This window comes from Streptomyces sp. PA03-1a (assembly GCF_033792805.1).
Classification (GTDB): Bacteria; Actinomycetota; Actinomycetes; order Streptomycetales; family Streptomycetaceae; genus Actinacidiphila.
In genome coordinates, this window is record NZ_JARAVO010000227.1 from 4,175 (window position 1) to 15,584 (window position 11,410).

Here is an 11,410-nt window from a genome sequence, read left to right on the forward strand (position 1 = left end):
ATCCATCCCCGGCTCCAGCATCTCCGCCGGATAACCCGTCTTCTCCGCCACCACCTCAAGCAACGCCTCCAACACCGCAGTGTCGGCAGCAACAGGAGCAGGGGCTTCCACGGGTGCCGGCGCAGCGACACCACCGAGGAACCCGGCGATGTCGTCCAACGTCCGCAGCTCACCCAGCCGCTCCGGATCGATGTCCCCCGACACCGGGAAACGCTCCTGCAGCGCCCCCATGATCTGCACCCGCTTGATCGAGTCGATCCCCAGATCGGCTTCCAGATCCATCCCCGGCTCCAGCATCTCCGCCGGATAACCCGTCTTCTCCGCCACCACCTCAAGCAACGCCACCAACACCGCAGTGTCGGCAGCAACAGGAGCAGGCGCGGGCGCAACGGTCTCCACAGGGGTGACCTCGGGCACGGTCTGGGGCGCGGGCGCGGCCGGCGCGGGCGCGGCGTCGCCGCGGAGGGTGTCGATCAGCAGGCGCGTCGCGCGCTCGTGGGCGGTGGTGATGGAGCTGCCGTGCTGCTCGATGAGCCGCAGTGCGGCGTCCGTGTCGGGGTGGCCGCCCGCGCGGACGGTCCGTTCCAGGGACGTGATCGCCTCGCGGACGGTCGCGACGTGGGCGTCCAGGATCTCGGCCTGGAGCCCCAGGCCCTCACGGACGACGTCGCCCAGCGCGTCGGACGGCGTCGCCTCCGGAGCCGCGGCGGGCTCCGCCCTGCGCGGCGCGACGGTGACACCCGGCTCCGACAGGGCCTTCGCGTACGCCTCGCGCCGTGCGTCGGAGACGTAGTTGACGCCGCGCAGCGGGATCGTGAGCCCCTTGCGGACGGGTGCGTCCGGGAGCGGCTCGGCGTGGTCGTCGATGCCGGTGACCGGGAGGCCGAGGACGGCCAGTTCGACGGCGGCCCGCTTCAGCGAGATCTCGCCGTCCTTGCTGGGCCCGCCGTCGACCGCGACGCAGACCACGTCGCCGCGCCCGTCGAGGATGCGGTCGATGAGGTCGGACAGCACGCGTTTGGGCCCGAACTCGACGAAGACGCGGTAGCCGTCGGCGTACATCTCCTCGATGCGGGTCTGGAACGCGACGGGCTGCAGCAACTGCTCGACGAGCGTGTCGCGGTTGGCGTCGGCGTCCGTGCCGTACGCGGCGCCCGGGGTGTTGGCGTAGACGGGGATGCTCGGCGCCCCGAGGCCGACGCGGTCGACGGCCTCGCGGAAGGCCTCGGCGGCGTGGGCGACGAAGCGGGTGTGGAAGGCGGCGGAGACCGGGAGCCGCTTGGCGGGGATCTTGCGGGCGGCGACATCGGCGACGAGGCGGTCGATCTCGGCGGTGGGGCCGCCGACGACGACCTGGCCGGGAGCGTTGATGTTGCAGATGGCGACACTGCGGTAGGTGGCGACGAGCCCCTGCACCTCACCGAGTTCGGCGCGTATCGCGGCCATGGCGCCCGGGTCGAAGTCGGCGGCGGCCGCGCGTGGCGGGGCCATGGCCAGGCCGCGGGCGCGGGCCAGTTCGGCGAAGCCGTCGTCGTCGAGGGCGCCGGCCGCCCACAGGGCGGTGAGCTCGCCGAAGGAGTGGCCGACGGCCCCGTCGGGGGCGAATCCGAGCTCGCGGAACCAGGCGAACTGCCCGGCCGACAGGGCGCCGATGGCGGGCTGCGCGAAGTCGGTGCGGCGCAGCGCCTCCTCCTGGGCCGCACGCGTGGCGTCGTCGAAGGCGGGCGGCGGGAAGACGACCCGGCCGAGGGTCTGCGGGCCGGTGCTGATGCGGTTGGCCCTGTCGTACGCGGCGAGGACGGGCGGCAGGGCGAGGGCGGCCCGGCGGCCCATGCCGACGTACTGGCTGCCCTGCCCGGCGAAGACGGCGGCCGTCTTCGTCCCGGACGGGAGCCCGGCGCGGCGGTAGGTGATGCCCTTGGGGTGCTGCCAGGAGGACGCCTCGGGCTTGGCGCGCAGCAGCTCCACGGCCGCGGCCCGCAGTTCCTCGAACTGGGCGTCGTCGCGGGCGACGATGCCGAGCCGCGCGTCGCCCGTGGGCACCCGGCCGGCCGGGTCGGGGGCGGCGCCCTGCTCCAGGCGGCGGGCGAGCGCCTCGGGGTCGGCGGCGTGCCACAGGCCGGTGCGGGCCACCGGGCCGAGCACCGTGCGGGCCGCGGCGGGGTCGTGCTCCTCCAGCACCATGTGGAAGTTGGTGCCGCCGAAGCCGAAGGAGGAGACCGCGGCGCGCCGCTTGTCGCGTGAGGGGTCCAGGACCCAGGGGCGTGCCTGGGGGCTGACGTAGAAGGGGGTGCGCACGGGGTCGACGGCATCGCTGGGCCGGTCGACGTTGATGGTGGGCGGCAGCACCTTCTGGTGCAGGGAGAGCGCCAGCTTGATGAGGCCCGCCGCGCCCGCGGCGGCCTTGGTGTGCCCGATCTGGGACTTGACGCTGCCGATGGCGGCGTAGCCGAGCTGACCGGAGCCGGGCTGCTCCGTGACGAACGACCCGAGGGCGGACAGCTCGGTGTGGTCGCCCACCGCCGTGCCGGTGCCGTGGGCCTCGAAGAGCTCCACGGAGCCGGCGGGCACGGCCGCGTCCTCGTAGGCGCGCCGCAGCGCGAGCTGCTGGCCCTCGGCGCGCGGGGCGTAGATGGACTTGAAGCGGCCGTCGCTGGAGGTGCCGATGCCGCGCAGCACGGCGTAGACCCGGTCGCCGTCGCGCTCGGCGTCGGCGAGCCGCTTGAGGGCGAGCATGCCGATGCCCTCGCCGATCAGCGTGCCGTCGGCGGACTCGTCGAACGGCTTGATGACCTGGCTCTTGGAGAATGCCGGGGTCTTGCTGAAGCACATGTACATGAGGATCGTGTTCTCGGCGTCGCAGCCGCCGGTGATCATCAGGTCGGCGCGGCCCTCGATCAGCTCGCTGACGGCGAGCTTGACGGCGGCCAGCGAGCTGGCGCAGGCGGCGTCGACGGTGCAGTTGGTGCCGCCGAGGTCGAAGCGGTTGGCGATGCGCCCGGCGACGACGTTGCCGAGCATGCCGGGGAAGGAGTTCTCCTCCCACGGGACGTACGCCTTCTTGAAGCGGCGGGCGATCTCCTCGGCGTCGGCCTCGCTCAGTCCGACGCTGCGCACGACCTCCTTCAGCACGGGCGTCTGCAGGCGCGCGGAGAGCGGCTGGGTGAGGGAGTTGGCGCCGGTGACGCCGAGGATGACGCCGGTCCGGCTCGCGTCGTACCAGTCCGCGCCGTCCGTGCCCGCGTCGCGCAGCACGTCGCGCGCGACGGTCAGCGACAGCAGCTGCAGGATGTCGGTGACCTCCAGGGTGTTCGGGGGCAGGCCGAACTCCATGGGGTTGAAGGCGACCTCCGGCAGGAAACCGCCGCGCCGGGCGTAGGTCTTGTCCTCGGCGGCGGGGTCCGGGTCGTAGTGGTCGTCCACGTTCCAGTGGCTCGCGGGGACGTCCTCGATGCAGTCGCGGGCGTCCACGATGTTGTGCCAGAACTCGCGCAGGTCGCGCGACTTGGGGAACAGGCCGGCCAACCCGACGATGGCGATCGGTGTCTCGGCCAGACGTGAGTGATGCACGACGGTCCTCTCGGTCATGGGCGCCGGGTGGCGGGGGCGCGGATCCACGAGTGCTCAGGCGACGGCCGGGTCGGCCAGCAGTCCGGCGAGCACGGCGACGGCGGTGGGTTCCCCGAGCATCGTGTAGTGGTCGCCGGGGACGCCCAGCTGCCGCACGGGGCGGGTGCTGAGCCGGCTCCAGCCGAGGTCACCGCGGTCCGGGAGCAGGGAGCGCTCCGGCTTGACGAGGGTGACCGTGCGGTCGAGCGGAGCGGGTTCGTACGGTGCGGTGCAGCGGTTGTTGCGCAGCAGCCCACCGTGGTACGCGGCGTAGAGCTTGCGCAGCCCGGCCAGTTCGGTGCCTGGGGGCAGTACGCCCTGGGCGGTGGCCGCGGCAAGCAGCGCGGGCAGGCCCTCGTCGGTGTCGGCGACCGGCGGGACGCGCAGGACGACCGGGCGGCCGCGCTTGGCGCCGAGGTACATGGCGAACCAGTCGAGGAGCATCGCGGGGTCCAGCAGTTCGACGGCGCGCTTGAAGGCGGGGACGGGGGCGATGCTGTCGAGCAGGACGAGTTCCTCCAGCCGGGCGCCCTGTCCCGCGGCGTCGAGCCGGGCGGCGATCTCGAACCCGACGACGCCGCCGAAGGACCAGCCGACCAGGGAGAACGCCGCGTCCGCGGGCGCGGAGGCGGTGAGTTCGGACAGGCAGCGCTCCGCCAGGCCGGCGATGGAGACCGTGTCCGCGGCCGCGTCCGGGTCGAGGGCGGCGGCGAAGAACTCCGGGATGGTGCCGAGGTCGAGCAGCCACAGCGCGGTGTCCGCGGGCAGCCGGTCGGCGAGCGGCTGCCACGCCGTGGGCGCCAGTGCACCCGGGTGGACGGCGTAGAGCCGGCGGGCCGCCCCGCCGGCCGGTTCGCGCAGCGGCGTGAGGACCGGGCGGGGGGCGGTACGGTCAGGCCGCTGCGACATGGCGGGCGTTCTCCTCGGCGATGTGCTCCGACAGCGCGGCGATGGTGGGGTGGTACCAGAGCGCGGTCGCCTCCAGCTCGAAGCCGAGCCACTTCTCCAGCTCGCCGGCGAGGATCAGCGCCTCGGTGGAGTCGAGGTCGAACTCGTCGAAGTAGCGGTCGACGTCGATCTGGGCCGGCTCGACCTCCAGCCGGACCGCGAGCTTCTCGACCAGCCAGGCCTGCGCTTCCTCGGCGGTGACACGCTGCATGGGGATTCCCTCACTTCACTTCTTGATGTCGCGGGCGATGGACTCGGCGGCCTTGAGCCCGGAGACGTACCCGGCCTCGTGGGAGCCGATCAGGTCGTGGCCGATCCTGGGCGAGTGGAAGTACGAGCCGGCGAGCTTGATCCGGCCGGTGTCGTTGACGGCGTAGATGGTGCGCTGCATGGAGCGCACGTCCAGGTCGATCACCGGGTGGGTGAACGGCAGCTCGCGGATGACCAGTTCGTCGCGGGGGACGACCGGGCAGTCGAGGGTGACGAAGTAGTCCTCGCGGGCGGTGAAGCCCTGCAGGGAGTTCATGTAGTACGCGACCCAGGTGCGGGTGCGGCCGTCGACGGTCTTCAGGCCGTAGTTCCAGCTCTGCCAGCGGGCGCGCTCCGGCGGCATGCCCGACGGGTCGGTGTGCAGGACGGCCCGGGTGGAGCTGTACCGGACCTTGCCGAGGATGTCGGCCTGCAGCGCGGTCGGCCGCTCCAGCATCGCCAGGGTCTGGTCGGCGTGCGAGGCGAGCACCGCGTAGTCGTAGCGCTCCTCGCCGTCGGCGGTGCCGATGACGACGCCGCCGTCCGGGCCCGCCTCCTCCCGGACCCTGGTGACCGGGCTGCCGGTGCGGACCGTGCCGTTGACCGCGGCGACGACCCGGCGGACGTACTCGACGCTGCCACCGGAGACGGTCTTCCACGCCACCGAGCGGCCGCCGAGGCCGCCCGGGTCGTGCGACATGAAGAAGGCGATGACGGTGGTGGCCGGCATCTCCCAGATGAGCTCGGCCGGCACCGACCAGACGGCGGTGGCGAGCAGCACCACGTAGCCGTACTTGAAGGCGTCGGAGTAGCCGCCCCGGTCCAGGTACTCGCCGAGGGCCATGTCGGTGCGCTTGCGCAGGAAGTCGCGGGGGGCCTCGCGGTGGAAGCGCTCGGCGTCCCGCCACAGCGGCAGGAAGTCAGCCGGGTAGCGCCGCGCGATCTCCTCCTCGGTGAGCTCGAACTCGGCAGTGCCGTAGTCGAGTCCGCGGTCGAGGTCGAAGAAGTCGAAGCCGCCGGTGTGGTCCAGGGCCGTGGCGCCGATCTCCTGGAAGAAGGCGCTCAGCTGCGGGTACGTCCGGGAGTTGAAGACCACGAAGGCGGTGTCGATCCCGATGGTGCGGCCGTCCTCCTCCACCTCGACGGTCAGGGCGTGGCCGCCGGGCCGGTCCTCCTTCTCGTAGACGGTGACTTCGACGTCGTCGGGCAGGTGGTACGCGGCGGACAGGCCGGATATGCCGGCCCCGACGACAGCGACACGGGTGGTCATGACAGGCAGCCCCTCGGCTCGAGCAGTTCTCAGGAACCGGTCGCGTTGGGCGACGGCGGCTGGAGCGCAGAGGGCTGGGACCTCTGAAGGCGTGAAGTCGTCCGTGTCCCGCGCGGATCGGCGCGGCGGGCGGCGCACTGGGAACGTAGGGCGGCCCGGGCCGGAGGGTCAAACACCGCATCATCGACGGTTTCCGGCCCATCGGGGCCGCCGATGCGCCCCGTCCCGGGTGTCCGGATCGGTGCCCGGGGGGCACCGGGGGCGCGAACAGGCCAACTGCCGCGCGGACCGGCCTATCGGCCTCCCGGAGGTGTCCGGAAGGCCCGCGGGAGGGACTCATGTGGGTGGCGGGGGTTCCCGCCGTGACGGCGCGCACCGGCCGCGCACCCGTACCGAAGAGGAGAGAGCTGCCATGCCCACCATTCCCTGGATGCCCGGGGCCGCCGCCAAGGAGTCCGCCGGCTCCGGTGAGGCCGTGGTCATGGCCTCCAAGCTCCAAGTGAAGTCGCTGCTGAGCGTGCCCCGTTTCTTCCTGCTGTCGCTGGTGGTGTGGAAGCAGGTGCGGTCGGCACCCGGCGTGGTCGGTGCCTCGCTGCGGGCGGAGCCGCTGAAGAGGACCTTCTGGACGCTGTCGGCGTGGCGGGACCAGGAGGCGCTGGACGCCTTCGCCCGCACCGACCCGCACGCGCGGATCGTGGCGCGGCTGCGGAAGGTGATGGACCGCTCGGTGTTCGTCTTCTACCCCACCGCCCGCGACGCCCTGCCCGTCGCCTGGGACGACGCCACCCGGCGCCTGGCGGAGAAGGAGCGCGCCCAGTGAGCACCGTGACGGGCGCCGCGTCCGCGCAGGCGCCGCAGAAGCCGGTGATCCCGCGCGGCCGGCTGGTGCTGCTCGCCGCCTGCCTCGGGCTGTTCATGTCGTTCATCGAGGTGACGGCGGCGATCTCCACGCTGCGCGCCTTGCAGGTCGACATGCAGGTCGCCCCCGCCGACCTGAGCTGGGTGTCCAGCACCTACACCCTGGTGGTGGCCGCGTGCGTGCTGTCGGGCGGCGCGCTCGGCGAACGCTACGGGCGGCGGCGGGTGTTCCTGACCGGCGTGGTCGCGCTGGCGGCCGGCTCGCTGGTCGTGGCCACCGCCGGCGGCTTCCCGCAGGTGCTGGTGGGGCGGGCGGTCAGCGGTGTCGGCGGGGCGCTGGTGCTGCCCACCTCGCTGGCGATCATCACCACCACCTTCTTCGTCGACCTGCCGCGCATGCTGCGCTCCATCACGGTGTGGGTGTCGGTGTCCGGACTCGGCCTGGCCCTCGGGCCGCTGCTCGGCGGCGCCCTGCTCGACCGCTTCGACTGGCCCGCGGTCTACCTGGTCAACACCCCGCTGGCGGTGGTCACGGTGGCCGTCACGCTGTACGCGGTGCGCGAGTCGAAGGTGCCCGACCGGCCGCTGGACCTGCCCGGCCAGGGCCTGTCCGTGCTGGGCCTGGGCACGCTGGTGTACGGGATCGCGGTCGGCGGCCGCGCCGGGTACGACGACCCGGTGGTGGTGGCGGCGCTCGCGGTGGGCGTCGTGTCGCTGGTGGCGCTGGTGCTGGTGGAGCGCCGTACGGACGTGCCGATGCTGGACGTGCGCATGATGGGCTCGGTGCGGGTGTCGGCGGCGCTGGTGGTGGCCGCGGCGGCGCTGTTCGCGTTCGTCGGCGTCATCTTCCTGCAGGTGCTGTTCCTGCAGCGGGTGCAGGCCGTGGCGCCGATGGCCACGGGCGTGCGGCTGCTGCCCGCGATGGTCTTCTTCGTGCTGTCCACCCTGGTCGCCCAGCGGATCGCCGGGCGGGTCGGCGCCGCCCGGCTGCTGGCGGCCGGTTCGCTGGTGACGGCCGCCGCCGCCGTGGTGCTGGTGCGGCAGCAGCCGGACAGCGCGTACGCGATCACGGCGGTGGGCCTGGCCCTGGCCGGTCTGGGCAGCGGGCTGGTCGTCGCGCCGTCGACGGCGGCCGCCTTCGCGGTGGTGCAGCCCGCGCAGATGGGTGCCGCGTCGAACGCCGTGACCGCGTTCCGGCAGATCGGTTCGGTGCTGGCGACCTCGGTGCTCGGTGCCGTCCTGGCGGTCCGTTTCATCGGTGCGCTCCCGGAGCGGCTGACGGCCGCCCATGTGCCGCCGCCGGTCGCCGACGCGGTCGTGGCGGTGGCGCGCAGCGGCGGAAGCGGCAGCGGCCGCTCCACACCCGCGGTGACGGACGCGATCGGCGCGTCCTTCACGGTCGGCATCCACACCGGCCTGTGGGTCGTCGCCGGGGTGTCCTTCGCGGCGGCCGTGCTGGCCGCGGTGTTCCTGGCCCGCAAGCCGGCCGCGGCGTAGCGCGGACCCGGGCCCGCTGACGGCACACGGCGCGGTGGGGGCGGCGCCCCCACCGCGCCGCCGGTCAGCGGCGGAAGCGCCGCACCGCCGCGACGAGCACCGCGCCGGCCACGAGGGCGACGCTCGCGACGCCGCCCACGCTGGTGAGGACCTCGTCCCGGGGGCCGGTGTCGGCGAGTGCGGGACCGCCTTCGGAACCGGACGCGGTGCTGTCGGCGGCCTCGCGGATCATGCGCACGACGGCGTCGGGGTGGGAGAGCATCGCGACGTGCGAGGAGTCGACCTCGACGGTGTGCGAGCCCGCGCGCTTGGCCTCGAAGCGTTCGAGGGCCGGGTTGATGGCGTGGTCGGCGGAGGCGACCAGCGCCCACGAGGGGATGGTCCGCCACGCTGCGCCGGGCGCCTTGTCAGTGAACGCCCGCAGGGCGATGGGCCGTTGCTCGGCGGACATCAGCCGGGTCGCCGCCACGGGCAGGTCCGCGGCGAAGACCTTGCGGAAGACGGAGTCGCGGATGTAGATGTCCGTGCCGCTGCCCGACCCGTCCCGGTACGGCACGGGACGCTGCGCCGAGGCGAGGTCGCTCGGTGCGAACTTGGCCGAGAGCGCGCCCAGGGTCTCCCCCGCGTCCGGCATGAACGCCGAGACGTAGACCAGTGCCTTGACGTTCGGGTTGCCCGCCGCGGCACCGCTGATCACCGCGCCGCCGTAGGAGTGGCCCGCGAGCACGATCGGGCCGTCGATGCTCTTCAGCACACTGGCCACGTAGGTGGAGTCGCCGACCAGGCCCCGTAGCGGGTTGGCGGGGGCGACGACCTTGTAGCCGGCGTTCTCGAGGCGCTCGACGACCGGGCTCCAGCTCGACGCGTCGGCGAAGGCGCCGTGCACCAGCACCACGGTCGGCCGGGCACCGCGGCCCGCGGCGGCGCCGTCGGCGACCGACGAGGCGAGGGCGGGGGCGGCGGCAAGCGCCGTCGAGGCGAGGGCCGCGACGAGCGCTCCCGCGCGGGCTATGTGGCGTCGGTGCAGCGGAGCGGGGGAGGACGGCCCAGCCATGCTGTTCTCTCTTCCGGCCGGAGGGGCTGCTGTCGCCTCCCAGCCTTGGCCCGCCGCGGCCGTCCCGCTCGTTCCCGGGGGACGGACGAGTGACGGCGGGTCGTCCGCCCTTCGCGTGGGCTCCGCGGACGTGAAACACCGGCGTCATCGAACACGGATATGATCCGCCTCACACAAGATCCCGGACGGCCGGAAAAGGTGCGCTCCCGCATGCCTTCCTGCCGCGCCGCATGCATGAGGGGAGCGTCCGATAGCCCTCCGAATATGGCTCAGCAGCGCGGGGGTGGCCACCACCCAGGTGATGCGGATGCTGCGCGGCAACCCCGACTCCGTGGACGTCCGCGTCTACGGGAGCAATGTCGATCCCTCGGCACCCGCCCTGGCCGCCTGCGACGTGGCCGAGGTGGAGCCCCGCCACGTCGGCGACGACGCGTACGCCGAATTCGCCCTCGACTTCTGCCGCAGGCACGGCATCGACGTCCTCGTCCCGCCGCGCCGGCTGACCGCGCTCGCCGGGCGGGCCGGCGACTTCGCCGCCGCGGGGACCCGGCTGATGTGCTCGCCACCGGCCTCGGTCAAGGTGCTGACCAGCAAGAGCCGTACGTACCAGGAGGCGCTCGCCGCCGGCATCCCCGTGCCGCCGTGGCGGGTGGTCCGGGACGCCGACGGCCTGCGGGACGCGGTGGACGAGCTCGCCGCGACCGGCGAGACCGTCTGCATCAAGCCCGCCGGCGAGTACTCGGCCTTCGGCTTCCGTATCCTGGAAGACCGGCCGATGGACATCCGTGACCTGCTCGCCCCCGCCAGGCCGATGGCCTCGGTCGAGGCGGTCGCCCAGGCGATGAAGCGGGCCGCCGACGAGGGCGAGCACGTGCCCAGCATGATCGTCATGCCGTACCTGGAGGGCCCCGAGGTCAGCGTCGACTGCCTGTCCGCCCCGGGCGGGGAACTGCTCGCCGCGATCCCCCGGGCCAAGGAGGGCCGCTACCGGCTCCTGCTGGACGACCCCGCCATCACGGAGATCGCCCGTCGCCTCGTCAGGCACTTCGGCCTCGCCTACCTCTCCAATGTGCAGCTGCGCCACCGCAAGGGCGAGCCCGTGCTCCTGGAGGCGAACCCGCGCCCCTCCGCCGGGATCTTCCAGACCGCCTTCACCGGCGTGAACCTGCCCTGGGCCGCCGTCCGCCTGCTCACCCAGGGCGACGCCGGGCTCCGCGCCGCCCCCCGCCTCGGCGGCCGCGTCGCCGTAACGGAAGCGGTCACCGAGGTCCCAAACGTCCCTCGCCTCCCAGACGTCCCGGAGGTCAACGTGGCGTGAGCCGGGGCCGGGGGGCACGCTGGAGGGAGGAAGGCAGGTGGCAGCTCATGAGCAGACTCGAAGAGCAGATCGACCTGAACGTGCCGACCGAGGTGGCGTGGCAGCACCTGCACCGCCTGGAGGAGTACCCGCAGTTCGTCGCGGGTGTCCGGGAGGCCGGCGCCACCGGGGACGGCAAGGCCCGGCTCGGCGTGTCGGGGACCGGTGGCGGCTTGCTCGACGCGGAGTTCTCCGACCGCACCAAGGCCCGGAGCGACACCCGGGAGATGACCTGGCGCACCAGCGGCGGTGCCGAGATCACCGGGACGTGCTCGGTCCTCCCGATCGACGAGCAGCACAGCCGCGTCCAGGTGCGCATGGAGTACGACCCCGCCGAGATCCGCGACGCCTTCGGCGGCCCCAAGGGCTTCGCCCAGGTCAGCGCGATCGAGCGCACGGTCCGTGACGACCTCGAACGCTTCAAGGACCTCGTCGAGCGCGAGCACTAGCCGGCACTGCGCGCGGTCCGTGCGGCCCGCCGCGCACGGACCGCGACGGGCCGCAAGCGTGTGCCGCTGGGCCGTGTCGTCACATGCCCTCCCCCAACCTTCGGCCCGGGGGTGGCCCC

General features: G+C 73.4%; 9 protein-coding genes. 4 read left to right on the forward strand and 5 right to left on the reverse strand.

The genetic code is table 11. The annotated features are described in order from the left end of the window. The 4 genes from PV341_RS36005 to PV341_RS36020 form a co-directional block, all read right to left on the reverse strand. A partial coding sequence (locus PV341_RS36005; protein WP_500360020.1) for a beta-ketoacyl synthase N-terminal-like domain-containing protein occupies nucleotides 1–3,588 on the reverse strand: 3,588 nt, incomplete at its 3' end. A gap of 36 nt (nucleotides 3,589–3,624) precedes the next feature. Continuing rightward, nucleotides 3,625–4,518 (reverse strand): thioesterase domain-containing protein, encoded by an 894-nt coding sequence (locus PV341_RS36010; protein WP_500360021.1) that lies wholly within the window; start codon nucleotides 4,516–4,518, stop codon nucleotides 3,625–3,627. After that, nucleotides 4,502–4,768 carry an acyl carrier protein gene (locus PV341_RS36015; protein ID WP_499513958.1) on the reverse strand — a complete coding sequence of 89 codons (267 nt, stop codon included), beginning with the start codon at nucleotides 4,766–4,768 and terminating at the stop codon, nucleotides 4,502–4,504. Before PV341_RS36015 ends, PV341_RS36010 begins: the two co-directional genes overlap by 17 nt. A gap of 15 nt (nucleotides 4,769–4,783) precedes the next feature. After that, nucleotides 4,784–6,076: an NAD(P)/FAD-dependent oxidoreductase gene (locus PV341_RS36020; protein WP_500325494.1), complete on the reverse strand. Its 1,293-nt coding sequence runs from the start codon at nucleotides 6,074–6,076 to the stop codon at nucleotides 4,784–4,786. 412 nt (nucleotides 6,077–6,488) lie between these two features. Between PV341_RS36020 and PV341_RS36025 the strand changes: the two genes are divergently transcribed. Together PV341_RS36025 and PV341_RS36030 are read left to right on the forward strand one after the other, a co-directional pair. Further along, a complete protein-coding gene (locus tag PV341_RS36025) occupies nucleotides 6,489–6,896 on the forward strand; it encodes an antibiotic biosynthesis monooxygenase (RefSeq protein ID WP_500325496.1) in 408 nt (135 codons plus the stop codon). Next, nucleotides 6,893–8,431 carry an MFS transporter gene (locus PV341_RS36030; protein WP_500325498.1) on the forward strand — a complete coding sequence of 513 codons (1,539 nt, stop codon included), beginning with the start codon at nucleotides 6,893–6,895 and terminating at the stop codon, nucleotides 8,429–8,431. The genes PV341_RS36025 and PV341_RS36030 overlap by 4 nt, the downstream gene beginning before the upstream one ends. A gap of 64 nt (nucleotides 8,432–8,495) precedes the next feature. Here the strand turns inward: PV341_RS36030 and PV341_RS36035 are convergent, their stop codons facing one another. Then, the gene (locus tag PV341_RS36035) at nucleotides 8,496–9,485 is read right to left on the reverse strand and encodes an alpha/beta fold hydrolase (RefSeq protein ID WP_500325500.1); all 990 of its coding nucleotides are present in this window, start codon (nucleotides 9,483–9,485) and stop codon (nucleotides 8,496–8,498) included. 283 nt (nucleotides 9,486–9,768) lie between these two features. Between PV341_RS36035 and PV341_RS36040 the strand changes: the two genes are divergently transcribed. Both PV341_RS36040 and PV341_RS36045 read left to right on the forward strand, forming a co-directional pair. Then, complete coding sequence (locus tag PV341_RS36040; protein WP_500325502.1) at nucleotides 9,769–10,803, forward strand: ATP-grasp domain-containing protein; 1,035 nt, start codon at nucleotides 9,769–9,771, stop codon at nucleotides 10,801–10,803. Nucleotides 10,804–10,850: 47 nt separating this feature from the next. Further along, nucleotides 10,851–11,291, forward strand: coding sequence for an SRPBCC family protein (locus PV341_RS36045; RefSeq protein ID WP_499513952.1), 441 nt, complete (start codon nucleotides 10,851–10,853; stop codon nucleotides 11,289–11,291). The last annotated feature ends 119 nt before the right edge of the window (nucleotides 11,292–11,410 follow it).